The sequence below is a fragment of the Shewanella sp. M-Br genome (assembly GCF_036245925.1).
Lineage (GTDB): Bacteria > Pseudomonadota > Gammaproteobacteria > Enterobacterales > Shewanellaceae > Shewanella > Shewanella oncorhynchi.
Genome location: NZ_BJBV01000018.1, coordinates 38,022 through 63,414, shown reverse-complemented (window position 1 = coordinate 63,414; position 25,393 = coordinate 38,022). Strand labels below are relative to the sequence as shown.

General features: G+C 47.3%; 22 protein-coding genes and 1 other annotated feature. Of the genes, 13 read left to right on the top strand and 9 right to left on the bottom strand.

The annotated features are described in order from the left end of the window. Positions 1 to 188: 188 nt before the first annotated feature. Complete coding sequence (locus AAA952_RS15535; RefSeq protein ID WP_338258326.1) at positions 189 to 2,699, bottom strand: ABC transporter permease; 2,511 nt, start codon at positions 2,697 to 2,699, stop codon at positions 189 to 191. Positions 2,700 to 2,701: 2 nt separating this feature from the next. Continuing rightward, the gene (locus tag AAA952_RS15530; RefSeq protein ID WP_212600695.1) at positions 2,702 to 3,430 is read right to left on the bottom strand and encodes an ABC transporter ATP-binding protein; all 729 of its coding nucleotides are present in this window, start codon (positions 3,428 to 3,430) and stop codon (positions 2,702 to 2,704) included. Positions 3,431 to 3,482: 52 nt separating this feature from the next. On the opposite strand from AAA952_RS15530, the gene AAA952_RS15525 reads away from it, so the two are divergent. Both AAA952_RS15525 and AAA952_RS15520 read left to right on the top strand, forming a co-directional pair. After that, positions 3,483 to 4,082, top strand: a complete 600-nt coding sequence (locus tag AAA952_RS15525) for an arylesterase (RefSeq protein WP_263163352.1) — start codon at positions 3,483 to 3,485, stop codon at positions 4,080 to 4,082. Positions 4,083 to 4,227: 145 nt separating this feature from the next. Continuing rightward, positions 4,228 to 5,295, top strand: a complete 1,068-nt coding sequence (locus AAA952_RS15520; RefSeq protein WP_028760986.1) for a DUF3083 family protein — start codon at positions 4,228 to 4,230, stop codon at positions 5,293 to 5,295. Between the two features lie 87 nt (positions 5,296 to 5,382). Here AAA952_RS15520 and sohB read toward each other — a convergent pair whose 3' ends face one another. Next, positions 5,383 to 6,399 carry a protease SohB gene (gene sohB, locus AAA952_RS15515; RefSeq protein ID WP_338258321.1) on the bottom strand — a complete coding sequence of 339 codons (1,017 nt, stop codon included), beginning with the start codon at positions 6,397 to 6,399 and terminating at the stop codon, positions 5,383 to 5,385. A 110-nt stretch (positions 6,400 to 6,509) separates the two neighbouring features. After that, positions 6,510 to 8,993: a VolA/Pla-1 family phospholipase gene (locus tag AAA952_RS15510; RefSeq protein ID WP_338258319.1), complete on the bottom strand. Its 2,484-nt coding sequence runs from the start codon at positions 8,991 to 8,993 to the stop codon at positions 6,510 to 6,512. Positions 8,994 to 9,255: 262 nt separating this feature from the next. On the opposite strand from AAA952_RS15510, the gene AAA952_RS15505 reads away from it, so the two are divergent. Next, positions 9,256 to 9,993, top strand: a complete 738-nt coding sequence (locus tag AAA952_RS15505) for a YciK family oxidoreductase (protein WP_263206210.1) — start codon at positions 9,256 to 9,258, stop codon at positions 9,991 to 9,993. A 63-nt stretch (positions 9,994 to 10,056) separates the two neighbouring features. On the opposite strand, the gene rluB is transcribed toward AAA952_RS15505, so the two are convergent. The 5 genes from rluB to rnm form a co-directional block, all read right to left on the bottom strand. Then, positions 10,057 to 10,932, bottom strand: a complete 876-nt coding sequence (gene rluB, locus AAA952_RS15500) for a 23S rRNA pseudouridine(2605) synthase RluB (RefSeq protein ID WP_028760991.1) — start codon at positions 10,930 to 10,932, stop codon at positions 10,057 to 10,059. Continuing rightward, positions 10,925 to 11,521, bottom strand: a complete 597-nt coding sequence (gene scpB, locus AAA952_RS15495; RefSeq protein WP_113940746.1) for an SMC-Scp complex subunit ScpB — start codon at positions 11,519 to 11,521, stop codon at positions 10,925 to 10,927. Before scpB ends, rluB begins: the two co-directional genes overlap by 8 nt. A gap of 3 nt (positions 11,522 to 11,524) precedes the next feature. Then, positions 11,525 to 12,313: a segregation and condensation protein A gene (locus tag AAA952_RS15490; protein WP_105252121.1), complete on the bottom strand. Its 789-nt coding sequence runs from the start codon at positions 12,311 to 12,313 to the stop codon at positions 11,525 to 11,527. A 159-nt stretch (positions 12,314 to 12,472) separates the two neighbouring features. Continuing rightward, positions 12,473 to 13,093: an L-threonylcarbamoyladenylate synthase gene (locus AAA952_RS15485; protein WP_028760994.1), complete on the bottom strand. Its 621-nt coding sequence runs from the start codon at positions 13,091 to 13,093 to the stop codon at positions 12,473 to 12,475. Continuing rightward, positions 13,090 to 13,950 (bottom strand): RNase RNM, encoded by an 861-nt coding sequence (gene rnm / locus AAA952_RS15480; RefSeq protein ID WP_105253095.1) that lies wholly within the window; start codon positions 13,948 to 13,950, stop codon positions 13,090 to 13,092. The genes AAA952_RS15485 and rnm overlap by 4 nt, the downstream gene beginning before the upstream one ends. Before the next feature lie 211 nt (positions 13,951 to 14,161). Then, positions 14,162 to 14,269: a sequence feature (Trp leader region), on the top strand. 97 nt (positions 14,270 to 14,366) lie between these two features. Here rnm and AAA952_RS15475 point away from each other — a divergent pair. The 10 genes from AAA952_RS15475 (at position 14,367) to AAA952_RS15430 (ending at position 25,385) form a co-directional block, all read left to right on the top strand. Further along, complete coding sequence (locus AAA952_RS15475; RefSeq protein WP_263183503.1) at positions 14,367 to 16,025, top strand: anthranilate synthase component 1; 1,659 nt, start codon at positions 14,367 to 14,369, stop codon at positions 16,023 to 16,025. A gap of 9 nt (positions 16,026 to 16,034) precedes the next feature. Further along, positions 16,035 to 16,637: an aminodeoxychorismate/anthranilate synthase component II gene (locus tag AAA952_RS15470; RefSeq protein WP_263183502.1), complete on the top strand. Its 603-nt coding sequence runs from the start codon at positions 16,035 to 16,037 to the stop codon at positions 16,635 to 16,637. After that, the gene (gene trpD / locus AAA952_RS15465) at positions 16,634 to 17,680 is read left to right on the top strand and encodes an anthranilate phosphoribosyltransferase (RefSeq protein ID WP_263183500.1); all 1,047 of its coding nucleotides are present in this window, start codon (positions 16,634 to 16,636) and stop codon (positions 17,678 to 17,680) included. The genes AAA952_RS15470 and trpD overlap by 4 nt, the downstream gene beginning before the upstream one ends. 6 nt (positions 17,681 to 17,686) lie before the next feature. Beyond that, entirely contained in the window at positions 17,687 to 19,165 is a 1,479-nt protein-coding gene (gene trpCF / locus AAA952_RS15460; RefSeq protein WP_338258311.1) for a bifunctional indole-3-glycerol-phosphate synthase TrpC/phosphoribosylanthranilate isomerase TrpF, read from the top strand. A gap of 177 nt (positions 19,166 to 19,342) precedes the next feature. Next, on the top strand, positions 19,343 to 20,533 hold the full coding sequence (trpB, locus tag AAA952_RS15455) for a tryptophan synthase subunit beta (RefSeq protein ID WP_012089560.1): 1,191 nt from the start codon (positions 19,343 to 19,345) through the stop codon (positions 20,531 to 20,533). A gap of 5 nt (positions 20,534 to 20,538) precedes the next feature. Next, positions 20,539 to 21,375, top strand: coding sequence for a tryptophan synthase subunit alpha (trpA, locus tag AAA952_RS15450; protein WP_338258307.1), 837 nt, complete (start codon positions 20,539 to 20,541; stop codon positions 21,373 to 21,375). Between the two features lie 246 nt (positions 21,376 to 21,621). Further along, complete coding sequence (locus AAA952_RS15445; protein ID WP_263196647.1) at positions 21,622 to 22,053, top strand: glycerate kinase; 432 nt, start codon at positions 21,622 to 21,624, stop codon at positions 22,051 to 22,053. Between the two features lie 71 nt (positions 22,054 to 22,124). Continuing rightward, on the top strand, positions 22,125 to 22,409 hold the full coding sequence (locus AAA952_RS15440; RefSeq protein ID WP_028761002.1) for a DUF2798 domain-containing protein: 285 nt from the start codon (positions 22,125 to 22,127) through the stop codon (positions 22,407 to 22,409). Positions 22,410 to 23,142: 733 nt separating this feature from the next. Beyond that, positions 23,143 to 24,657, top strand: coding sequence for a lysine N(6)-hydroxylase/L-ornithine N(5)-oxygenase family protein (locus tag AAA952_RS15435; RefSeq protein WP_338258304.1), 1,515 nt, complete (start codon positions 23,143 to 23,145; stop codon positions 24,655 to 24,657). Positions 24,658 to 24,659: 2 nt separating this feature from the next. Beyond that, a complete protein-coding gene (locus tag AAA952_RS15430) occupies positions 24,660 to 25,385 on the top strand; it encodes a GNAT family N-acetyltransferase (protein ID WP_338258302.1) in 726 nt (241 codons plus the stop codon). Positions 25,386 to 25,393: the final 8 nt, after the last annotated feature.

Here is a 25,393-nt window from a genome sequence, read left to right as displayed (position 1 = left end):
GCTACCTGCTTAAGCACAGATCAATTTGTAAGCCGATGTAAAAAGCATATTCAATTCAAGTGCAGCAGAATCAACCCCATAACAAAAAAGCACTGAGCTTATGTCGCATCAGTGCTTTTAATGTTGGCTCAGCTTGTTGTCTTAATAAGCTTTATGTTTTAGCCCATCAACAGAGTTCACAAACCGCCCTAGCTCCCAGCCTTTAATAGCTCAGAGCAAGATTGGCTGAGCAATTGTCGACAACGCCAAACCCCTAGTAAGGCGACGATTAAGGCTCCAGAAACAGGGGCAATACCCCACCAAGGCCAGTGCATGTATACATTAAGTTCAAATACTTGCGTCTTAAGTAGATATAACGCAAATTCGGCCACAATTACGGCTAACACACCCGCAATACCGCCAAGTAAGGCGAACTCTAAACCCGTTGCACTGCGCAATAACCATCCTGAAGCACCAAAGGTACGTAACACCGCCAGTTCACGTTGCCGAGTTGCCATGCCAGCCTCAGTCTGTGCAATCAAGACTAAGGCACTGGCTAATAACACTAAGGCCAGCACTAAAGACAACGACAGCGACACTTGCTCAATTATCTGCCGCAACTGCCCCACCATAGCGCCAACATCTATGATAGATATCGTCGGAAATTGCTGAATAAGCGCAAGGATCACTGCATCCTTAGGCGTACCATCGGCACTCAGCGCTTGGCCGTTTGTTGCGGGGTCATTTGTTGACTGGTCATTTAAATAAAAACTCGCCATCGAAGTATAAGCAAAAGGCGCGAGCGCTTCTTGAGTGAAAATCATAAAGAAGTTCGGTTGCAGCGTTTCCCAGTGTACGGCACGAATACTGGCAACTTTAACTGTGAGCTCTTGATTATCAATCACGTAAGTCAGCTTATCGCCAAGACCAATACCTAGACGCTCCGCCACGCCGGACTCCACCGACACTTCATCAGCGGCTTGATTAAAATGCCCCTCTAACAGTTCGTTGTTAGCAGGCAGTGTATTGCGCCACGTTAGGTTTAACTCGCGCGAAATGCCCACTCTTCCCTTTTCACCCGCTTCTGACTGTTCATTCGAAATCAGCGCTTCACCGTTAATTTGAGTTAATCGGCCACGGATCACCGGATAAATATCTGTCGCCACTATCCCCTTCGCCGTCATGAAATCATTCAAGGGCTTTGCATCATCAGGCGCAATATTGACAAGGAAATAATTAGGCGCATTTTCGGGCAACTGTTTTTGCCATTCGTTAAGTAAATCTTGTCTTAACGCCAAAATAGTCAATAACAGTACCAGTGCAGCGCTAAAGCCAACCAATTGCACCGCATTTTGCCGCGCACGACGCCTTAGCCCCGCCAGCGCTAATTGCAAAGGATTGGTAGTCTTCATACCAACACTGTGTCCTGCTCGTATCATCACAAATCCAAGCAGACTTAATAGCACAGCCAGCAATAGCACAGCCGCGACCACAGTCAGAGTCAAAGTCCAACTTTGGGAATACAAATAGCCCAGTAGCGCCATAGCCCCTAGACTCAGTAGCAAATGCAGCCACATACCAAGCTGTAAGCCTTCTAACTGACGCTGCAACACCCGAAGTGGCGGAATAGCCAGTAAACGCATCAATGGATAAGCCGAAAACATAAAGGCGCTGATGAGCCCAGTGCTGATACCGAGTAATAATGGCCGTGTGAGTGGCGGTGAATAGGCCGCAATTTCAGGTGGTAATAGATAACTGATCCCAAAATCGAGTAACCCTCCCCCAATTAGACCTAGACCAATTCCCAGTAGTGTTACCAACAATAAATGAGTACCAAACAACAGGCGAATTTGCTTTGCCGAGGCGCCAAAGGTTTTCAGCATGGCCACCACATCGTAATGACGCTGACAATAACGCTGTGCGGCAATACCTATCGCCGCGCAGGCCAATGCAATGCCCATCAAACTTGCTAGCAGTAGGAAGCGCTCAGCTCGCTTAACCGCTCCCGCTATCGGCGAGTCACCGGATTGCACATCGACCCAACGCTGGGTGCTATTCAAAAGCGGTTTAACACTTTGCTCAAAGGCCGTAAGCGAAGCTTCATCGCCAGCAAATTGATACAGATAAGTCACGCGGCTGCCCGGTTGAATCACTCCCGTTTTGGCGACATCCTCCATGCGCATCAATACCACGGGCGATGAAGCAAAAGGATTAAAGCCCGCGTCGGGTAAGCGGCTGATCTCATTGCTGAGCACAAATTCACTGTTACCTAGTTCGATGGATTTGGGATAACCCAAAAGTCCGCCTAAGCGAGTCTCAAACCAGATTTCGCCCGCTTGAGGTAACGCCTTGGTTTTACCGCTGGTGAGTTCAATATCGCCCTTAAGCGGGTAACCCGACTCTACGGCGCGTACTGTGACTAACTGAAACTTATCTCCCGAATAGACCATGGAATTAAATTGCATGTTAGTCACATGCTTAAGCCCAAGCGCTTCGGCTTTGGATAAAATCGCCGCATCAATTTTAACCGGCGAATCGATAATACGGTCGGCAGCAATAAACTGTGAAGCTTGACCACTAATTGCCACTTGCAGACGTTCACTCACCCGCGCCAAGCCACTCACAGACAAAACCGCGAGCGTAATAGCGAGGATAATCAATAACAATTGTCCCTGCTGTAACTCGCGTTTAAACAGGCGCCATGCCAGACTTAACTCCATTATTAAGCCTCCTTAACATCGGCTAGCGGTTCTGTTTGAGTGATATCTTCCTGTAAATGGCCGTTATCCATCACCAATTGACGCTCACACCGCTTGGCCAGCAGCAGATCATGGGTAACAAGGACTAAGGTTGTATGGCTTTCTTGATTAAGCTCAAACAACATATCGGCAATCTTATGGCCGTTGACGCTATCTAAATTGCCTGTTGGTTCATCGGCAAACAAAACTGTAGGTTCACAGATAAAAGCGCGGGCAATTGCCACCCTTTGCTGTTCACCACCCGAAAGCTGTTTGGGTAAATGGGTCAAGCGATGGGATAAACCAACCCGCACCAACATGGCCTGCGCTTTTTCCTTGGCATTGCTCACGCCTGCAAGCTCGGCGGGTAACATGACGTTCTCGAGCGCAGTTAAGGTATCAACTAACATAAAGGATTGAAAAATAAAGCTGACCTTCTGTTTACGCAGTGCCGCTTTTTGCTCTTCATTCAGTGGTGATAATGCCACACCATCGAGCCAAATCTCCCCCGACGTAGGCGTATCAAGCGCCGCAAGCAATCCCAATAAGGTGGATTTGCCTGAACCTGATGGGCCGAGAATAGCCACACTCTCACCTTGCTTGACATCTAAGTTAATGCCCTTGAGGATAGTGAGCGTTCCTTCCTGAGTAATCACTGATTTTTCGAGGTTAACAACATTAATGGCACTGTTTTTTAAGATGACGTTAGACATAGGATCCTTCTTATATAAATCGTTCTGGTATCAATCGCTAAGATTAAAATCAATGGCGAAGACCCTAGGGGCATTCATCCTACTGAGTGTACTCATGGTCACGCCCGCTCACGCGGCAAAGATACTGATCCTCGGCGATAGCTTAGGCGCTAGCTACGGCATGGCAGAACAGTCAGGCTGGGTAGCACTACTGCAAAAAAATCTGCCCGAACATCAGTTTACCAATGGCTCAGTGAGCGGCGAAACCACAGCGGGCGGCCTACGCCGATTACCCGCCTTGCTCGATTCTGTTGCTCCCGATCTTGTGGTCATTGAGCTAGGAGGTAATGATGGTTTACGTGGATTCCCCCCAACGCAACTCGAAAATAATCTAATCCAAATCATTACCCTAGCCAAAGATAGCGGCGCAAAAGTGCTGCTGACCGAGATCATGGTACCGCCTAACTATGGCCCTCGCTATACCCAAAAGTTCACCCAAGTGTATCAAGACATATCTAAAACCCAGGATATAGTGTTGATCCCCTTCTTTATGCAGGATATCGCGCCCCATCCAGAATTAATGCAAAGGGATGGCATTCATCCCAACGAAAAGGCGCAAGCTCAGATTGCGGCTTGGATGCAACCATGGATAGAAAATGCGTTAACCCAATAAAATAGCTGCTATTTTAAGCTAACGAACCGCTTACTTAGCTAAACTCATGTTCAACGGATAAAAACGTGTTCTAACGCAAGATTCACCCTATAGATAAACAGTAAAATTCGTGTTAGCAAATGGTTAACTCAAACAAGGAGTCAATATGTCCCTTAGCCATCAGCAAAAAGTGTACATACCCAAGGAAGCCCGTACCAATCAATACATCACAGCCGAAATCAAGGTGACGGATGAGCTACTCAATCAATATCCCGATTATCAAAGCTGTTATCAAACGTTAAGCCGTTTGATATTTAATTTGGCAGAACAACACGATCTCCGTAATGTTCACGTGATCACTAACGATAAACTGCCAGTAGTGCGTTACCATACCGAAGCATATTGCTTCCAAACCACTGAACAAATTCTATTTTTTTATAACCCAGCCTACCACGAAGCCCAAAACTTATTCTCGCAAGAAAACTATCGCGCCCGTAAACTGCGCATTGTATTTCTCGCCACAGGTGACGATATTCGCAGTAATTCCGCCAGTTTCCATATCAAGGTGCGTGAGTTACTCACTGAATTAATGCCCTTAATGCCAATAAGCGATCTTAAGGTTAAGGTCCGCGACCATCAGCATTTATCCTATGATCTGTTCGCAAAAGCTAAGGGCTATAAAGAAACCTATGGTTATAAACTGCGCGCCATCGGCCCAAGATATAAAGCCAGAAAATGTGAGTTACCAGAAAACGTTAGCTCTCTCACCTATGTGACGGTGAGCTTACCGCTGAGCCGCAAACTCAAACAGGGTTTATTACCTGACTCAGCCACTGACTTTACGCCTTTATATCAGCATCTTGAAGACTGCTTCCTCAAAGCGGCAGCGAATAGACAACTGACACGCCTTGCTATGATAGCGAACGGCTTAACACCGCTTGTGCGTAACAGTAAGTTTGAAAAGCTCGACAGCAAAGCCGAAGTACAAATGATAGGGTTCGATCCTAATGCGACTGAGCAACAAGTTATCCGTCGCTGGGATGCCGATAACTTAGTCGAAGCCGCGCACTTTACCATAGTGGCAGGTACCAAGGATTGTGACGATTCGGGTTTCGGTCGCTTTATGAACAATGTTGAAACAGCTCTGAAGGCCTTCGCAGCGGACATAGGTGTCGATCCGGAGCGTGAAGATCTCATCGTACGCTTCCATCAACATATCAGCTATCAAATCTAACCCACTTCGGTATTAGCCGCGAAAGCTCAGCAAATGAAAACGCCTGCAAATGCAGGCGTTTTTACTTTTATTCACCAATAGACAGAATTACATAGGACGATTTTTTTCTATGAGGCGATTGAAAATAGCGTTCACAGACAAAGAAGCACCGTGGGCAATTTTATCGGCAAGTTTCTTTCTCACCTGATAACGTATCTTGTACACAGTACGCTCTGTGGCGAGTGACATTATCACATCATCGCTGGTCGAAATCGCATCAACTAAACCTAATTCAATAGCTTGCTGACCGTACCAATGCTCGCCAGTGGCGACTTTCACTAAATCCAACTCAGGGCGATACTTACCAACAAACGCTTTAAATAAGACGTGGGTTTCTTCGAGTTCTTCTTGAAACTTCTGTCTTCCCTCATCGGAGTTTTCACCAAATACTGTCAAGGTGCGCTTAAAATTACCAGCCGTATGTTGCTCATAATCAATTTCATGCTTTTTCAGCAGGCGATTAAAGTTAGGCAGTTGAGCAACAACACCAATAGAACCGACAATGGCAAAAGGTGCAGCATAAATTTTATTCGCTACACAGGCCATCATATAGCCACCACTGGCGGCGACTTTATCAACACAGACAGTCAATGGAATATCAGCTTGGCGTAAGCGATCTAACTGGCTGGAGGCTAAACCATAACCATGCACCATACCACCGCCACTCTCTACATTGACAACCACTTCATCGCCTTTTTCTGCGATAGCAATAATTGCACTGATTTCTTCACGCAGTGATGCAACCTCAGCGGCATCGATACTGCCCTTAAAATCAATCACGAACACTTTGCCCGTGCAGGCTTCATCTGCGGCCTTGTCTTTTGCCTTTTCGTCAGCTTTTAATTGCTTTTCATAGGCTTTGAATTGTTTCTTTGACAGAAGTTCTTCTTTTAAGCCATGCTTAAGTTCTTCTAACTCTTCAGACAAGTTAGTGATCCTCAGCTCGCCCTTATCTGACTTGTGTTTTACAGTGGAAGCCAACACCACAATAATAACGGCAACGATTGCGACCACTATTGTGACGGCTTTCGCCAAAAATATTCCATACTCGTATAAAAATTCCAAAGTGTTCTCCGTTAGAGCGTTACATCATTCAGTCAATTGTGCGCTATTCTAACAGCCTAAAGGCCCATAAAAAAACCCAGCAAAGGCTGGGTTTTCCGATTAAGGCAAGATTAGTTAGGACAAGTCGCAATGACCTCACTGTTTGTCACTAAAATCGTCGCATCGCCCTTACCTGCAGTAGCTGCATAGGTTGCCACTTGAGTCTGCATTTCAACCGTGGCAGCCGCGGCCATACCATCCGTTGATTCCTTTTCTTTAGGATCAACAATCGAACTGTGGTGACCTTTAGCGAAGCGTACAACGCCATGACCTTTGCTCGTGCTATCGGCACAAGGTAGCCCGATGGCAGCAATCAGCGGCTCAGTGCCCGATAATGGGAAGTTATCGACGCGATTAGGCAGCACTTGGTCTGCTAAGTTACCGTTACCATCACCCGCCACTTCAATTAAGTGCACAGGTAAGCCAGTCGCTTTTAACATAGCAGCATGGTTAACAGGATCTGCAGAATCTACCGCTGTTTGAACCGCAAAGGCAAACGTCGGAATAAATTGGGCATATACCCCCTGCACCAGTGCCGCATATTCAGGGCTACCAGGCTCATAACCTGCTGTATTAGCCGCATCAACCTGTGCTTGGAAAGTTGCAGATGCCGTAATATTACTAAACAGCACTGGGCCAAAGGTTGCAGAACCTGCGAATGATCCTGCTAATCCACCTGCTGGCGCAACTAAGGATACAGCATTGATAACATAAGCATTTGGTAAGGCATCGCCGGTTGCTGGATTCTTCATACCTGTGCTGGCATAGGTCGCAAAATCGGTGCCCACAATGGCGCCTAAACTCAGACCTTGAGCACTGATTTTAGTCACATCAAATACTTGCGGCTGACCTGCTTGTGCTAAGCCCTGTGCTAAGCCCGTAAGAGCAAGACGCACCCCTAAATGGTCCATCGTCGCTTGACGGAAGTTATCTCGCACCGACAAAGTGCTAGAAATATTCACAAACACCAACGGGTTACCATTTTTAAAGGCATCCGGTTTACCGACAACTGCACCGAAGGCAGGATCTGTCGCAGAGACTTCATAAATCCCATCACCGTTAGCATCGAATGAACGCGCACCGTGAAGTGGCATATCAATAGCAACAGTTGCAACCCCCATTGCCGCATACGTGCCGGCATAGGCCAATGACATTTCTTTACCGCCACCTAAACCGTGAAGGGCAATTGTTGTTGGCCAACCAGATGTAGGAGGAATAAACTCACGACCTTGCTGTTGATAAAAAGCGGCCAATTTCGTTGCATTGGGCATAGAAATCAGTACAGATACTGTTTCATAACCTTTGATTGCTGGAATAGGATTGAACTTAGTCAGATGTTTGGTTTTATCAACTGCCGTACCATCATCTAAAACCCATGTTTTACCCGCCATTAACGAGGGATTAGCTAAAGCATCAGCAGGGTTAGCAATACCATTAGCCACCGCTTGCATACCAAAATTATTCTGGCTGAGTGTGCCCGCTTGCAGTGCAAGTAGCACAGATACAGGGCTATCACCTTGGGCTTTCCAATGACCATTAATTAATGGTTTACCTTCAGCGGATAAACAACCAACTGAAGAACAATCACCGTAAATAGGCAGTTTAATTTTTGCCGTATACACATCAGCCAAGTTTGCGGCAACATAGGCAGCTCCAGCAGCCGGTGTTAAGCCCGCCACTTGAGCCACAGTCAATCCAGTTGGTGTTGGCATCTGGGCAAAGCTTGGTGCATAGGGAGCCCCCTTCGCCATCAGCAATTTGGTGGTTTCATAGACGTTAGCAACAGACTGAGTGGTAAATAAGCCAGAGTAACTGATGGTTAAAGGATCGACCTTATGGGCCGCAGCAATCCCTTTCTCATAACTATTCACTAAGGTTTGCAGCATCAATTGATCTGGTGTTTCTAAAGGTAACGTATTGATATCCAGCTTCAACAAACCATAGGTCGTTGAAGGAGCGATACCACGACCTTCAGAATCTTGAATAAGATTCGTTGTCGCATAAATATAAGATTGCCCAGCTTTGAGTGGCTTAAGCGGAATTATCACCACTTTTTTGCCCGAAGCGGTTGATATAAAGTCAACGCCAAACTGCAACTCAGCACCCACTTTACAGGCTGAAACTGACGGTTTAGCCTTACATTCGGGATCAGATGATAATGCGCCGCCTACCGTGGCTTCAAACATTCTGACAGCACCCGGTTGTGCAACCGATGCCGCCATTAAGGTCAGCGGTGTACCGTCATGTTTTTTCGCCAAATCGATATCAATAGAAATCGGTGATGTTGTCGACCACCCATCTAACGCCCCAAGCGCTATTTGTGGATCAACATAATTGCCCGAGCTTTCACCCGGAATTGATAATGTGCCATCTTTGGTGCCACTGAACAGCAAATCATTCGGTAATGGAACTTTTGAATTAGCAGGGTCGAACACCATGTGCGATTCAGGGATGAGCACTTCTGTCTTATCCTTGAGTTCATTAAAACTGTCCTCACCACATCCTGTGAGGCCCAGTGCAGATGCAATCGCAACACCCAAAATGAGTCTTTTCATCTTTTTTCCCCAAATCTTGTTGTAATAGTTTTGTTTTCCCCAAGAAATTAGTCACAATAGCTTTTAGATCTGTGACCAATAGGGCTTATGTTAGCCCCTAACTCATTTCAAGTTAACGTAAAAATATTGAGTTAGCCACAAGTTTGTCACAAAGATTTTAGCTATTGATAACAAAGTTTCATTCATTTGTTTGAAACATGCGTTTATCACTTCGGCGACTCTAGAAGTGGCGGGCATTCTCGCCAAGAGGAAAAAGAGACTCATGTTGGAATATCAAGCAGCAAAAGATTTACTCAAGGGCAAGACGATTTTAGTCACAGGCGCTGGTGCTGGCATAGGCCGTACCGCCGCCATTGAGTTTGCAAAACACGGCGCCACTGTGATTTTACTTGGTAAAACAGTGAAAAAATTGGAAGCTGTTTACGACGTAATAGAACAAGCAGGTTATCCCAAACCTGCCATAGTGCCATTGGATCTTAAGGGCGCAACGGAACAAAATTATCGCGATATGGCCGATACCATAGCCGAGCAATTCGATCATTTAGACGGCTTATTACATAACGCTAGCTTACTCGGTGCCTTAGGTCCGTTTGAACACATAGATATTCCATCACTCGAAGACGTGCTCAAAGTGAACGTCACGGCCCAAGTCATGCTAACTAAAGCATTACTACCTGTGATGCGCCAAGCACCCAGTGCATCTATTATCTTTACGTCGAGCAGTGTGGGTCGTCAAGGCCGCGCCTATTGGGGACCTTATGCTTTCTCTAAATTTGCCACCGAAGGCATGATGCAAGTTCTCGCCCATGAATCCGATGGCACCTCAGTTCGAGTTAACAGCATAAATCCAGGAGCTACCCGCACTGAGATGCGCGCTAAAGCCTACCCTGCAGAGAATCCACTGGATCTCAAAACCGCTGAGGAGATCATGCCGACCTATCTCTATTTGATGGGTCAAGATTCTAGTGCCGTCAACGGACAGCAGTTTAACGCACAGTAAATTCATTTTTTATACAAAAGCAAAAAGGCCGCTTAGCGGCCTTTTTCATTGGGATAAAACAACTTAGCTACGCTGACGCGATGGCTTAGGTTTTCCCGAACCTGTTACTTTATGCTTACGTACGGCGCGGCGAATTTTAGCACTCTTCACCTGAGCACGGGCTACGCTGTGTTTATCGGCAGCAAGCATAGTACGTGTTTCGGGCTCAAGACCCGCCAGCTTACGCAAGTAGTTAACTTGCTCTACGGGCAATTCAACCCAGCCACCGCGAGGCAGTGATTTTGGCAGTTCGACCATACCATAACGAATACGGATCAAACGGCTCACCTGTACTTCTTGGGATTCCCACAAACGGCGCACTTCACGGTTGCGACCTTCGCGTAAACAAACATGCCACCACTGGTTCATGCCTTCGCCGCCCGCTGGTTTGATGCTATCAAACTGCGCAGGGCCGTCTTCTAACATGACGCCAGTACGTAAACGTTGCACTGTCGCCTCAGGGATTTCACCAAAGGTACGCACTGCGTATTCGCGGTCGACTTCGTTCGATGGATGCATTAAACGGTTCGCCAACTCACCATCTGACGTAAACAACAATAAGCCTGAGGTGTTAATGTCTAAACGACCAACCGCCACCCAGCGTGAATCACGCACTTTTGGTAAGCGATCGAATACCGTTGGACGGCCTTCAGGATCTTTACGACTGCAAATTTCGCCTTCAGGTTTATGATATGCAAGCACACGGCAAATCACGTCTTCGGCAGACTTTAACGAAATGGCTCTGCCATCGATACGCACTTTAGCATCCGCTTCAATACGATCCCCAAGGCTAGCAATTTCACCATCAATACTAACTCGGCCTGCAGCAATCCATGCCTCCATCTCACGACGGGAGCCATGGCCTGCACGGGCCAAGACTTTCTGCAACTTTTCACTCATTAGTATTATGCTCTTCTGACTGTTCTGGCGATGATTTCAAACCTGAAAAAACCGCCTGCAATGACTCAGTATCCGACAGCGGCGGTAAATCCGCTAAGGTGTCTAAGCCAAAATATGCTAAAAATTCTAAGGTAGTGGCATATAACGCGGGTCGCCCCGGTACTTCTTTATGGCCAACTACTTTAATCCAATGTCTATCTGACAAACTTTTTATGATATGGCTACTTATAGCCACACCGCGCACCTGTTCAATATCGCCGCGAGTCACAGGTTGACGATAAGCAATCACCGCCAAGGTTTCTAATGTCGCACGCGAATATTTAGGCGCCTTTTCTTGCCACAGAGGCTGCAAAAATGGACTCAAGACTTCTAAGGTCTGGAAGCGATAACCCCCAGCGACTTTCACAAGTTGTACACCTCTGTCTTGATAATCCTGCTGCAGCTCATCCAATGCAGCTTTTATTTTGTCTCTGGAAACCGTGAAATCCACCAATACAGTGTCTTTCAACATTTTCGCCGACAAGGGTTTCCCCAATACAAACAAACTCGCTTCAATAAGCTGTTTTAATTGAGTAGGATTTATCTGCATCAATTAATAGGCCTTAACGTAAATAGTTGAAAACGGCTCTGTTTGGTACAATTCGACCAATAATTCTTTGACTAATTCCATCAAAGCTAAGAAGGTGACTACCACGCCGGCACGGCCTTCTTCTAGGGTAAATAAACGTTCAAATGCCGTAAAATCTTCCGAGTTCAGCATGGCTAAAATCTGGCTCATGCGCTCACGGGTCGATAACTGTTCACGCTTAACATGATGATCTTCATAGGCATCGATTCGTTTGAGTACATCACCAAAGGCACGGGCAATTTCAAACAACGAAACTTCTGGCGGGATCATTAACGGCTTAATGTCGGGTGCTGCCACTGCTTTGGCTTGAAATACATCCCGCTCGAGCCGCGGTAAATCATCGAGTTTTTGCGACGCTTCTTTAATCACTTCATAGGCTTTAAGCTGCCGAATAAGCTGTGCCCGAGGATCTTCCTCAACCTCATCTTCAGCCACCATACGCGGCAGCAGCAAACGGGATTTAATCTCGGCAAGCGTTGCCGCCATCACTAAGTAATCGGCAGCAAGCTCGATTCTAGCCTGAGTCAGCAACGTAATATATTCTAAATACTGCGCGGTGATTTGCTGAATGGGTAAATCGACAACGTCTAATTTTTGCTTACGGATCAAATATAAAAGCAAATCCAATGGCCCTTCAAAGGACTCGAGGAATACTTCTAATGCCTCCGGCGGAATAAACAAATCCAGCGGCATTTCGGTCATTGCCTGACCACGAATAACGGCTAAGGGTAAACTTTGTTGCGTGCCCTGCATCCGCTATCTTGCTCCGTTAACACTGCGCTATCCAACCTAGGCTAACGCCAAACGCGCGATTATACCTGTAAATCTACGACGATAAAACTGCCAAATGTTGACTACCACTATCCGAATCACTTACCCGCATCCATTAGCGATAAATCTAATGCGGCAGATTTAGAGGAACGGCGTGATATCACCCGCGCCTTCACGTAAAATCTCGGCGCCATCTTCAGACATATCAATCACAGTCGTTGGTTTTTCGCCTAAATAACCACCGTGGATAATCACATCCACTTGATGCTCGAGCAAATCACGAATTTGTTCAGGATCAGACTCGGCAAATTCCGCATTCGGCATCACTAAACTGGTCGACATCAGCGGCGCATCTAAGGCTTCAAGTAAAGCCAGTGCGATCACATTGTCGGGCACACGAATACCTATGGTCTTTTTCTTGTCATTTTGTAAGCGACGCGGTACTTCTTTAGTCGCTTTGAAAATGAACGTATAAGGCCCAGGCGTGCAACTTTTTAGGATGCGATACGCCTGATTATCCACTTTAGCGTAAGTCGCAAGCTCGGATAAATCACGGCACATCAAGGAAAAGTTATGATCGTTCTCAATTTGACGAATTCTCGCCATCCGCGTCATCGCGTCTTTCTCACCAATCAAGCAGCCTAAGGCATAGCCCGAATCGGTGGGATAAACAATTACACCGCCGCTTTTCAATACGGCAACCGCCTGACTTATAAGCCGCGTTTGCGGATTTACTTCATGTACATAAAAAAACTGACTCATGGTCGTTCCATCCAAGATTCCGATTGCCAGACCCAATCAATACCTTGGGGCTGATACAGATTTTTACCTAATTCTATCCAATTGCTCGGAAAGTGAAAATCACTCCCTATCGATGCGAGCAACTGGTTTTGGACACTCAGCGCCACAAGATTGGCCCTGTCGTCTAATGTTTGCTGGCCAAGCACCACTTCCATGGCATCTCCACCCGCTTCTTTAAATTCACGCACTAAGCGCTTAAGCCACTTAGCCGATAACTTATAACCACTGGGATGCGCCAACACGGCTAATCCACCTGCGTTATGGATGATATCAATGGCACTGGCCATATCACCCCAATTATTAGGCACATAACCGGTTTTACCGCGGGCAAGGTAGCGTTTAAAGACGCTCGGCATATCCACAGCATGACCATTTTCAGCCATCCAGCGAGCGTAATGTCCACGGCTCAATGCCGCATCACCCGCCAACGCCTTAGCACCTTCGTAGGCACCTTCAATGCCGGCTTTAGCTAATCTATGGCCAATTTCTTGAGCCCGTAATTCACGTAATTCGCGCTGGTTTTCTAAAAATGCTAATAGCGCTGGATTATCAGCATCGAAGTTAAGCGCCACTATGTGGATATCGTAACTGTTCCAGCGAGTAGAGATTTCCACGCCAGAAATCAATTTCAATGGAGTAGCTTGTGCCTGATTAAAGGCACGGGCTTCAGGTAAACCAGCCACTGTGTCGTGATCGGTAATGGCAAATAACTGCACACCCTTTTCAAGGGCTCTTGCCACCAATTCAGACGGCGTTAACTGGCCATCGGACGCGGTCGTGTGGCTGTGTAGATCAGCCAATATGCTTTGAGTATTCATGGCGCTATTGTACGCGAACTTGTTAACAAATGCGCTGTTATCTCGTATTTTGTGGCTGAGTAACATCAATTTTATGCATCATTGCAGCGAATAAATCGCAGGAAGTGAAAAATATTCAATTGACATTCAGCTCCAGCTAAGGTTTTCTATACACCAATTGACTGAATTAGCGAGACCCTTTTGAATGACACACATTAACGCTTCATTAAACATCATTTGGTGGTGGCACTTCCCAACGTAGCGGGTGGTGTGAAGCTCTGTGCTCATTTGAAAGTGACCAGAATCAACAAGAAGCCCGCAGAAATGCGGGCTTTTTTGTTAGGTGCGAAAAATGTCGGCAGACTCGGGTAAAAAATTAAGAAAGCGAGATAACTCATGATGTTAAAGACATTTTATAAGGTAGCTGGAATATGAACATGCCCAAACAGACATTCGCACGCTCAAGCACACTCAAGGCGGCATTAACCTACCACAGCGATCCACTACGCTTATATCAGCACATCACCCAAGATGCGCCCCATACTATGTTGCTCGAATCGGCCGAAATCGACAGTAAAGATCACTTAAAAAGCATGGTGATGACCCATGCCGCCATGATGATCCGCTGTGACGGTTATCAGCTGACCTTCACTGCACTGACCGACAATGGCGCGAGCTTACTTGCCCCTATCGAACGCTTTTTTAGCCCGACCGCCCACTGCCAAAGCGCGCAATCCACCTTAGTGGTGACATTGCAAAAAGACACTCAATTGCAGGATGAAGATGCACGCTTAAAATCGACCTCGCCACTCGATGGCCTGCGGATGTTTATCCAGCAGATTGATTGTGGCGCCCATACTGACAGCCAGACCAAGCCCGCCTTTGAGGATCTGTTTTTAGGTGGCGTGCTGGCCTACGACTTAATTGATACTGTCGAACCACTGCCCGCCGTACCGAACCGCGATAACGATTGTCCTGATTACTTATTTTACCTCGCCGAAACCTTAATCCTTATCGATCATAAACTGAAACAAGCCGACATCATTACCCATAATTTCAGTCGTGATTCAGCCCAGTATGCCGCCATCACCGCAGCGCTAAGCGAACGAGTTCAGCAGTTAAGCACACAATGTAAAACTCTGGGTAATTCACCTGCCGATATACCGACACTGGTCGCCATCGACGCAACTGAGCAAGTCAATATTTCCGATGAGGTGTTCAAACAAACCATTATCGATTTGAAAGAACACATTATTGCGGGCGATATTTTCCAAGTGGTGCCATCCCGTAGCTTTAGTTTACCTTGCCCGAATACTTTAGGGGCTTATCGTGCCCTGCGCCTGACTAACCCTAGCCCTTACATGTTTTATTTCAGGGGCCATGATTTCACGCTTTTTGGTGCCTCACCAGAAAGTGCGCTCAAATTTGATGCCAGCAGTAATCAGGTGGAAGTCTACCCGATTGCCGGCACCCGCAAACGCGGTAAAACCGCCACGGGCGAGATTGATTTTGACTTAGACAGCCGTATTGAACTTGAACTGCGTTTAGATAAAAAAGAACTGTCGGAACACTTAATGCTGGTCGATTTAGCGCGCAATGATATCGCACGCATCAGCCAAAGCGGCAGCCGCAAAGTCGCCGAATTATTAAAAGTTGACCGTTATTCCCACGTGATGCACCTCGTCAGCCGCGTAACGGGTCAACTGCGCCAAGATTTAGATGCGCTGCATGCTTATCAGGCTTGTATGAATATGGGCACATTAGTGGGCGCACCAAAAGTACGTGCATCACAACTGGTACGCCAAGCAGAAAAAGCCCGCCGAGGCAGCTATGGTGGCGCCGTGGGTTACCTTAATGCCCTTGGTGACATGGACACTTGCATCGTTATCCGCTCCGCCTTTGTTAAAAATGGCACCGCCTTTATTCAAGCGGGCGCGGGCGTGGTATTTGATTCGGATCCCCAAAGTGAGGCTGATGAAACCCGTCAAAAAGCTCAAGCCGTGATTTCGGCAATCAAAATGGGCGCTGGGCTGCCAGTCAATGAATCATCAGCGAATGACGCGTCAGCGCAATCCACTTCAGTAGAATATAAATAGGAGCCAAACATGAAACTCTATCTACTCGATAACTTTGACTCCTTTACCTATAACCTAGTGGATCAATTTCGCAGCCTAGGCTGTGAAGTGGTGATTTACCGCAACGATGTTGCCGCCGACTTTATTGCTGAAAAACTGCTTAACGAACAAGAACCCGCAGCGCTGGTGTTATCACCCGGTCCTGGTGCGCCCCATGAAGCAGGCTCTATGATGGCGCTTATCGCCAAAGTCGCGGGCAAGGTGCCTATGCTGGGGATCTGCCTTGGACATCAAGCTATGGTGGAATATTACGGCGGCACAGTAGCGCGCGCACCTTTTGTGGTGCACGGCAAGGCAAGCCCCACTTTCCATGACGGTACTGGCGTATTTGCCGGTTTGCCTTCTCCCCTGCCCGTTGCCCGCTATCACAGTCTGGTCGCCACTCACGTGCCTGATTGCTTACAAGTGATAGCAACCACTGACACTATGCCGATGGCAATTTTGCACCCGCAGCATAGAGCCGTTGGGTTTCAGTTCCACCCAGAATCGATTCTGACGACGCTGGGCAGCACACTGCTCATTCAAACCTTGGCATTTCTGACCCAAGACATGACAGCAGGAGTAAATGCATGAGTACAAACCATATTCAGCCTTTACTCGATGTTTTATACCAAGGTAAGAGTTTAAGTCGCGAGCACACCGCCGAACTTTTTGGCGCGTTAATTCGCGGTGAAATGAGTGAAGCCACTATGGCAGGCATGTTAGTCGCGCTCAAGATGCGCGGCGAAACCATAGATGAGATCAGCGGCGCCGCCGATGCCATGCGCGCCGCCGCCAAGACGTTTCCCTACTCGAATGGCGATAACCTTAGCAATGGAATCGTTGACATAGTTGGCACGGGTGGCGATGGCTTTAATACCATTAATATTTCCACCACTGCGGCCTTTGTTGCCGCGGCGGCGGGCGCCAAGGTCGCCAAACACGGCAATCGTAGCGTGTCGAGTAAATCGGGTTCATCGGATCTTTTGGCGCAGTTTGGCATTGACTTAACCATGTCACCAGACACCGCCAGTCGTTGCCTCGACGCATTGAACCTGTGCTTTTTATTTGCGCCCCACTACCACGGCGGAGTAAAACATGCGGGGCCGGTCAGGCAAGCACTGAAAACGCGCACTTTATTCAATGTGTTAGGGCCACTTATCAATCCTGCCCGCCCCGAATTTATGTTACTTGGCGTTTATAGCCCTGAGTTAGTCTTACCGATAGCGAAAGTATTAAAGGCGCTTGGCACAAAACGCGCTATGGTAGTGCACGGCAGCGGTTTAGATGAAGTCGCGCTGCACGGCAACACCCAAGTGGCCGAATTAAAAGACGGCGACATCATAGAGTATCAACTCACGCCCGCCGATTTAGGTGTGCCTTTAGCACAAATCAGTGACTTAGAAGGCGGCGAACCAGCGCTGAATGCCTTGATCACCGAGTCAATTTTAAAAGGCCGTGGCACAGATGCACATGCCAATGCGGTCGCCATCAATGCGGGTTGTGCTTTATATGTGTGTGGGATTGCTGATTCAGTGAAAACAGGAACCTTACTTGCGCTCAGTACCATACAAAGCGGTAAAGCCTTTGAATTGTTAAGCCAATTAGCTAAAGTCAGCAGTGAAACAAAGGAATAAGTGGCAATGACTCAAGAACTGATAACAGATAGCCAAGATATGAGAACTCAGCCACAGGCAGCAACAAACCCTATGCCAAAAAGTAATGTGTTAACCCGTATAGTCGATACCAAAGCGGCCCATATTGCCGCCCTGAAGCTGCGTTTCCCCGAGGCCAGTCTGTCGCCAAAAATCTCTGACCGCAGTTTATTTGCCGCACTCAAGGCGCCCAAGGCGGGTTACATTTTAGAATGTAAAAAAGCCAGCCCGTCCAAAGGGCTTATCCGCGATGTGTTTGATGTAGAAGCCATTGCCGATATTTACGGAAAATATGCGGCGGGCATTTCGGTATTAACCGACGAGCAATTTTTCCAAGGGGATATGGACTATATCCCTAAGGTGCGCGCTAGGGTGAACCAACCGATTCTGTGCAAAGATTTTTTTGTGGACGAATACCAAATCAAACTCGCCGCCCACCAAGGCGCCGATGCGATTCTTTTAATGCTGTCCGTGCTCGATGATGAACAATATCAACGTCTAGTGAAAGAAGCCGCTAAGTATCAACTCGATGTGCTGACCGAAATCAGTAACGAAGAAGAACTTAAACGCGCCATCGCATTAGATGCGCCGATTATCGGGATCAATAACCGTAACTTAAGGGATTTGAGTACCGATCTCGCCACCACAGAAACGCTGGCGCCACATATTGGCAGCGACCGCGTGGTGATCAGCGAATCAGGCATCTACAACAATCAGCAAGTACGCCGCCTGAGTCCACTGGTTGATGGTTTCCTCGTCGGCAGCTCAATTATGGCCGAGGCTGATATCGACTTAGCCTGCCGTAAATTGATCTTCGGTCACAATAAAGTCTGCGGCCTCACCCGCATGGAAGATATTCGCGCCGCAGCAACAGCAGGCGCCGTCTATGCCGGGCTGATTTTTGCCGAAAAATCCCCGCGCGCGTTAACCCTTAACGCCGCTGAACAATTGCTCAGGGAATATCGCGCATCCGCGGCTCCCGCCATTGAATTCGTCGGCGTGTTTGTTAATGCCGCGCCAAGCACCATTACGGATATCGCAGCCTGTTTGCAGCTATCTGCCGTACAGCTTCATGGCACTGAAACTGAACTTGAAATCGCACAACTCGCAGAGCGACTTGAGCAAGCGGGACTCACAACTCAAATTTGGAAAGCCGTCAGCGTCGATGCGCAAACGGGTGAGCTTGGTAACTTACCTCAGGGAGCATCGCGATATCTCTTTGATAGTAAAACGGCAGACCAATTTGGCGGCTCGGGCCAAGCCTTTAATTGGCAAAGCATTGATGTGAAATCCCTCTGCCCACAAAAGGCCTATGCCATGTTGGCGGGCGGACTCAACGCCGACAATGCGGCCAGTGCCAATGCCCAAGGATTTTACGGTTTAGATTTTAATTCTGGCCTAGAAACCGCCGCAGGAATTAAATCGGCGCAACTGATCCAAACGGCTTTTGCCCATTTACGTCTCTAGCCTATCGCGCTAAGCAAGAAGCCCTAGATGCTGTTGGTGCTCGACAAGCGTGATGCTCAACAAACAATATGAACCTATTAATGCCAGTGGCCAAATAGATAACGATGCGGTTAACCCCAAGACGCTATTAGCACCATCAAGCCACTGACAAACTGATTGATAAGATAAGGAAAAGGTATGTCAAAGTTAAAGCTTAACCCTTATTTCGGCGAATACGGCGGCATGTATGTGCCACAGATTTTAGTGCCAGCCCTTAAGCAATTAGAAACTGCCTTTGTGGAAGCGCAGGAAGATGACGACTTTAAAGCCGAATTTACCGATTTACTGAAAAACTACGCGGGTCGCCCAACAGCACTGACCTTAACTCGCAATTTAAGCCCAAATCCTATGGTGAAAATCTACCTTAAACGGGAAGATTTACTCCACGGCGGCGCCCATAAAACCAACCAAGTGTTAGGCCAAGCCCTGCTGGCTAAGCGCATGGGTAAAAAAGAAATTATTGCTGAAACCGGCGCAGGACAACACGGCGTTGCCACCGCCCTTGCCTGCGCGCTGTTAGGCTTAAAATGTAAAGTCTATATGGGTGCCAAAGACGTTGCGCGCCAATCACCTAACGTATTTAGAATGCGTTTGATGGGTGCGGAAGTGATCCCTGTCACCTCAGGTTCTGCCACCCTAAAAGATGCCTGTAACGAGGCGATGCGCGACTGGTCTGGCAGCTACGAAAAGGCCCACTATCTTCTGGGCACCGCTGCGGGGCCACATCCGTTCCCAACCATAGTGCGTGAATTCCAACGCATTATTGGCGAAGAAACCAAGAAACAAATGCTGGAACGTGAAGGTCGCCTGCCCGATGCCGTTATCGCCTGTGTTGGCGGTGGTTCCAACGCCATCGGCATGTTTGCTGACTTTATCGACGAGCCCAGTGTCGAACTGATTGGCGTCGAACCTGCGGGTAAAGGCATAGACACGCCAATGCACGGCGCGCCGCTTAAACACGGTAAGACAGGGATTTTCTTCGGTATGAAAGCGCCTTTGATGCAAGATAGCGAAGGCCAAATCGAAGAATCTTACTCGATTTCAGCTGGATTAGACTTCCCATCCGTTGGCCCACAGCATGCGCATCTTAATGCCACTGGCCGTGCCCGTTATGAATCGGCTACCGACGATGAAGCCTTAGAAGCCTTCCAACAACTGGCGCGCTGTGAAGGGATTATCCCCGCATTGGAATCGGCGCATGCTATCGCCTATGCCGTCAAAATGGCGCGCGAGTGCACCAAAGAAACCATTTTAGTGGTCAATCTTTCCGGTCGTGGCGACAAAGATATTTTCACCGTTTCTGACATTTTGAATGGTAAAGAGGTATAACGAACATGAGTGATACATTGACTAACCCAGGCCTTTACCAAGCGGCCCGTTACCAAGCCACCTTTGCCAGACTCAACGCCGAAGGCCGTGGCGCTTTTGTCCCCTTCGTTACCCTTGGCGATCCTAGTCCTGAGTTATCGCTAAAAATTATCGATACCTTAGTGCAAAACGGCGCCGATGCCTTAGAACTGGGCTTTCCATTTTCCGATCCCTTGGCCGATGGCCCAGTGATCCAAGGCGCTAACCTGCGTTCTTTAGCCGCAGGCACGACTCCAACGGCGTGTTTTGAATTACTGGCGCAAGTGCGTGCAAAATATCCTGAACTTCCAATCGGTTTGCTGCTGTATGCGAACTTGGTGTTTGCTAATGGCATAGATGCGTTTTACGCCAAAGCGCAACAAGCGGGTGTGGATTCAGTACTTATCGCCGATGTGCCAGTGGAAGAATCAGCGCCCTTTAGCGAAGCCGCAAAAGCCCATGGTATTGCGCCAATTTTTATCGCGCCGCCCAATGCCGACAGTGAAACCCTTGCACTGGTTAGCGCCAGCGGAGAAGGTTACACCTATCTCTTATCCCGCGCTGGGGTAACAGGCACAGACACGAAAGCTGGCGTGCCGGTAGAGGAAATTTTATCTAAATTAAAAGCCTTTAACGCCCCACCACCGCTCCTCGGTTTTGGTATTGCCGAGCCTTCACAGGTAAGCGCCGCCATCAAAGCGGGCGCTGCGGGGGCGATTTCTGGCTCTGCCGTAGTAAAAATCATCGAAACCCACCAGCACGATGAAGTTAAGCTACTTGCAACGCTTGGGGAATTTACTCGCGCAATGAAGGCTGCAACCTAAGCGAGTCTTGATTTAAATAATCCAATATAAATCAAGAATTCAATTACAAATAAAATAAGTGAGGTAGACTCGTCGCCTCGCTTATTTTGTTAATATTTACCAAGCTCTATGTTTACTCAGCCTTTATCTCCCGCAAACACTATCTATCAAGGCAATACTGACACTCACGCAGTACTACACTGACAGCGTATTTATTTAGTCACAGTTCCTCGATAGAATGCCCTATCGAAGAAAAACGGACTTTTTATGCAGTATCGGATCTATATTCTCGAATTAACGCCTTGGGGCTGTGGTTTTGAAGGTGAAGTTGCAGGTAAATGCGATAATGGTGCGCCAATTTGGTTTTACTACCAAGGTAGCGATCAGCAGGCCGAAATTCGCTTTCCGGTTAACCAATGGGTCACAGTTGAATTGCTTGGCCGATTAGCAAGTGCCAGTCTTCAAGCAGATATGATTAAACAAACGCCACACCAGCATCTGAAATTCCCGTTGCATAACTGTCACTTTGAAGCTTCGGGACAAATCATCGAAATCAGCCAAACACCCGAAGATACAATTTACCTGTTGCAATCAAACCTACCGCTCCCCTTTGATAATGAACTTGGGAAATCCCCTATCTCGCTAGGCCATTGGGTCAATGTTACAGGCGAGCTTTGGGTAACAAATTGGATGAATTGAGTCGATAAAAAAAGGTATAGTGCTAGCCTGTAACAAATCATTCGCCTGATACATATCCATTAGAGGATCCGATGACCATTTCTAAATCTTTACCCGATAACAAACCTCGTACTTTTTTGGGAACACCCAAATTACCGGCCAAGTATGCCACTGTGGTGATGCCATTTTTTCTCTCTATTCTCATGAGTTGTATCGTTTCTGGGATCAGCACTTTCAATGGCGTTGGCGCTTCACCGCAATTTCTCGAACTCTGGCTCGGCGCTTGGCTGATCTCATGGGTTGTCGCCTTTCCGACACTGCTGATGGTGTTACCTTTGGTGCGTAAAATCACAGCTCATTTTGTCGATTTACGCTAGTTTTACGACTTAATCTTCCGATTTAACTATTTTATTTCAAAGCCGTTTTAGGACGGCTTTATCTTGAACTCCTTCTCTTATGCGTACAGCAACTAAAAATTACATCGATAATTGCTCGATCTGTTACCCTGCCAATATTCACTTAAACTAAAACAGTACGACCTACACCATACCAATCGTATTAAATCAAAGCGCTCATTGAGCCCCCAGTCCACGCTTTACAATGGATTTACACTGACCGTTTAGCGGCACCTATGTTTATTGTATAAGGATGACATGACTCCCACCTAAATCAATTTTCCTCTGCTCTCGAACCAACTCAAGCATTAATGTAACCCACTGTATTTATATATTTTATAAAAATAGAGCTCGTAAAACCCTAAATGATACATCCTCAAAACGCTGCCTAATTATCACTCCTTTGTCATTTACTTATTTGTACCATTAACCGTATCTGCCCCCCTTATTCATCAGTTAAAAGTATTAACCCACAGCCTCACACAAATGAGAATGATTTGCATTTAAATATTTTCACATGCTAATTTACCTACCGTTGTCGGGACAGAGACAGCAGGAAATGGCCTAAGGACTGAGCTAAAAATAGCGAGTTGAACAACGCAAGATAAATAGCCAAACAGTCTATTTTGATAACCGCATTCACTTTGGTTTGCGTCCTTAGGTAACTGATTACTGGATCGGCAACGCGCAGCAGCATGTTGCCAAGGAGGCGTAAGTGAGTACACAGCAAAGGGAAATGGATCGCGAAATCTTTGATCTACTTGGTATAGGCATTGGCCCATTCAATCTTGGCCTCGCCGCCTTATCAGAACCTATTGACGGCTTTAACTGCTTATTTTTAGATGCTAAAACCAGTTTTGACTGGCATCCAGGCATGCTACTCAAATCCTCAAGATTGCAAACACCCTTTATGTCGGATCTGGTGACTATGGCCGATCCCACCAGCCGCTACAGTTACCTTAATTTTGCCAAGCAAACGGGCAGACTTTATCCCTTTTATATTCGTGAGAATTTCTTTTTACCTCGCCACGAATACAACTTGTATTGCCAATGGGTGAGCCAACAACTCAGCAACCTTAAATTTGGTTTTAAGGTCACTCAAGTGGATTACAACGCAGGTGAAAGTATTTATCGAGTTACAGGTTTTGATAGGCGCAGTGGCAAAACCCATACCTATCAATGCCGAAAGCTAGTGTTAGGCACAGGAACAGAGCCATATCTGCCAAAGGATTGCCCCATTCAAGATGCGCGGGTCATGCATACCGCCAGCTATATGCAGCAAAAAACCTACCTGCAGAGTCAGAGTGCCATCACAGTAATTGGTAGTGGCCAGAGTGCGGCGGAAGTGTTTTACGATCTACTGCAAGATATTGATACCTATGGTTATCAACTCAATTGGATGACACGATCAGCGCGTTTTTATCCCTTGGAATATACCAAGCTTACTTTAGAGATGACCTCGCCAGATTATGTCGATTACTTCCACGAGTTGACCCCTAATCAAAGATGCTCACTGATCGCCAGCCAGAAACAGCTCTACAAAGGGATAAATTCTGAGCTGATAAACGACATTTACGATTTGTTATATCAAAAGCGCCTATTGGCCGATTTTCAATGCCGACTGATGACGAATGCGGCACTGACTCATATCGAGCCCCAAGCCAATATGCTCAAGTTGCATTTCCACCACAATGAAAAAAATCACACCTTTGAGCAAGAAACGGGCGCCGTTATTTTAGGCACAGGTTACCACTATCGTTTACCCGAGTTTATTAGTGGTATTAAGCAACAAGTCGAATTCGATGACGCCGGACAACTTAGCGTGCAGCGTGATTACAGCATAGATATTCGAGGGGATATTTTTGTCCAGAATGTCGGTTTGCATACCCATGGGATAAGCTCTCCAGATCTGGGGATGGGCTGTTATCGCAACGGCACCATCTTAAAAGCCGTGCTCGGTTATGCGCCCTACCACATTGAGGAACATATCGCGTTTCAAACCTTCGATCCGGCCAAACTTGCCAGTCATCAGCCCTGCGGCGCCAGTGCAATTAACACGCTGGATCTTAATCCAAGACATTTTCCTAAGGCGCCGCACAGAAAAACTCAAGTTGATGCGCCACAAACTATCCCTCCAACCAAGATTCCAAGTTCTGGCGCAAGTTCAACCGTGAGTTCAGGCGCGGGAACCAATATGCCGGTCTTAATGGCGCCGAACCAGGAGGCATAATAATGGCAAGCCAATTTAGCAACCATTGTTTAACACAACTATCCGCTATTTCGAGCATTAATGGTTTTCAGTTCAGAGCGTTAGACCTTACACAAGACATTCCAACACTACAGTCTTGGTTTAACCAAGATTACGCCAAGTTTTGGGGTATGCAGGGCTTGAACCTTGATGCCATAAAAAATCTGTTAGCAACGACAGAGCACAAGTTTGCCTTGATCGGTGAATGGCAGGCCAAAGCGCTATTTATGGTGGAACTCTACGATCCCGTCCACGATGAAGTCGGTCAGCACTATCGTGTTGCGCCGGGTGATTGTGGTATGCATCTGATTATCGCGCCGCCCGATGGCAAACCCGTCAGCGGCTTATCCTTGAAGGTGATGGATGCGATAGCGCAGCTCGTGCTTGAAAAACTGGCCTTTAATCGCCTCGTGGTTGAACCCGATCAACTCAATAGCAAAATTCATCGCTTAAATAGCCTGATAGGCATTCGCTATGAAAAAGCGATTCAGTTAAACACTAAAGCTGCTTTCCTCGGATTTTGCACTGCGGCCCAGCGCCTTCGACCATCGAGCACGCCCTCTTTGACGAGCCTAGCCCAAACAACCTCAGCCCTGCCAAGCTCAGATCAGTCAACGTCTGCTCTGCCAAACTTAGCAAGCCCAGCCCTAGCAAAGCCAAGCTCGCTCGCGGCATCTGCAATCTCTCCCATGACATTATCGACTCTTTAGGTGAATTA

Coding starts and splice junctions, on each gene's coding strand:
- AAA952_RS15430 (WP_338258302.1), top strand. CDS start 24,660: ATGGCAAGCCAATTTAGCAACCATTGTTTAACACAACTATCCGCTATT.
- trpD (WP_263183500.1), top strand. CDS start 16,634: ATGAGTACAAACCATATTCAGCCTTTACTCGATGTTTTATACCAAGGT.
- AAA952_RS15525 (WP_263163352.1), top strand. CDS start 3,483: ATGGCGAAGACCCTAGGGGCATTCATCCTACTGAGTGTACTCATGGTC.
- trpB (WP_012089560.1), top strand. CDS start 19,343: ATGTCAAAGTTAAAGCTTAACCCTTATTTCGGCGAATACGGCGGCATG.
- trpA (WP_338258307.1), top strand. CDS start 20,539: ATGAGTGATACATTGACTAACCCAGGCCTTTACCAAGCGGCCCGTTAC.
- AAA952_RS15440 (WP_028761002.1), top strand. CDS start 22,125: ATGACCATTTCTAAATCTTTACCCGATAACAAACCTCGTACTTTTTTG.
- AAA952_RS15445 (WP_263196647.1), top strand. CDS start 21,622: ATGCAGTATCGGATCTATATTCTCGAATTAACGCCTTGGGGCTGTGGT.
- AAA952_RS15490 (WP_105252121.1), bottom strand. CDS start 12,313: ATGCAGGGCACGCAACAAAGTTTACCCTTAGCCGTTATTCGTGGTCAG.
- AAA952_RS15530 (WP_212600695.1), bottom strand. CDS start 3,430: ATGTCTAACGTCATCTTAAAAAACAGTGCCATTAATGTTGTTAACCTC.
- AAA952_RS15535 (WP_338258326.1), bottom strand. CDS start 2,699: ATGGAGTTAAGTCTGGCATGGCGCCTGTTTAAACGCGAGTTACAGCAG.
- AAA952_RS15510 (WP_338258319.1), bottom strand. CDS start 8,993: ATGAAAAGACTCATTTTGGGTGTTGCGATTGCATCTGCACTGGGCCTC.
- AAA952_RS15470 (WP_263183502.1), top strand. CDS start 16,035: ATGAAACTCTATCTACTCGATAACTTTGACTCCTTTACCTATAACCTA.
- AAA952_RS15485 (WP_028760994.1), bottom strand. CDS start 13,093: ATGAGTCAGTTTTTTTATGTACATGAAGTAAATCCGCAAACGCGGCTT.
- rluB (WP_028760991.1), bottom strand. CDS start 10,932: ATGAGTGAAAAGTTGCAGAAAGTCTTGGCCCGTGCAGGCCATGGCTCC.
- AAA952_RS15505 (WP_263206210.1), top strand. CDS start 9,256: ATGTTGGAATATCAAGCAGCAAAAGATTTACTCAAGGGCAAGACGATT.
- trpCF (WP_338258311.1), top strand. CDS start 17,687: ATGACTCAAGAACTGATAACAGATAGCCAAGATATGAGAACTCAGCCA.
- rnm (WP_105253095.1), bottom strand. CDS start 13,950: ATGAATACTCAAAGCATATTGGCTGATCTACACAGCCACACGACCGCG.
- scpB (WP_113940746.1), bottom strand. CDS start 11,521: ATGCAGATAAATCCTACTCAATTAAAACAGCTTATTGAAGCGAGTTTG.
- AAA952_RS15475 (WP_263183503.1), top strand. CDS start 14,367: ATGCCCAAACAGACATTCGCACGCTCAAGCACACTCAAGGCGGCATTA.
- AAA952_RS15520 (WP_028760986.1), top strand. CDS start 4,228: ATGTCCCTTAGCCATCAGCAAAAAGTGTACATACCCAAGGAAGCCCGT.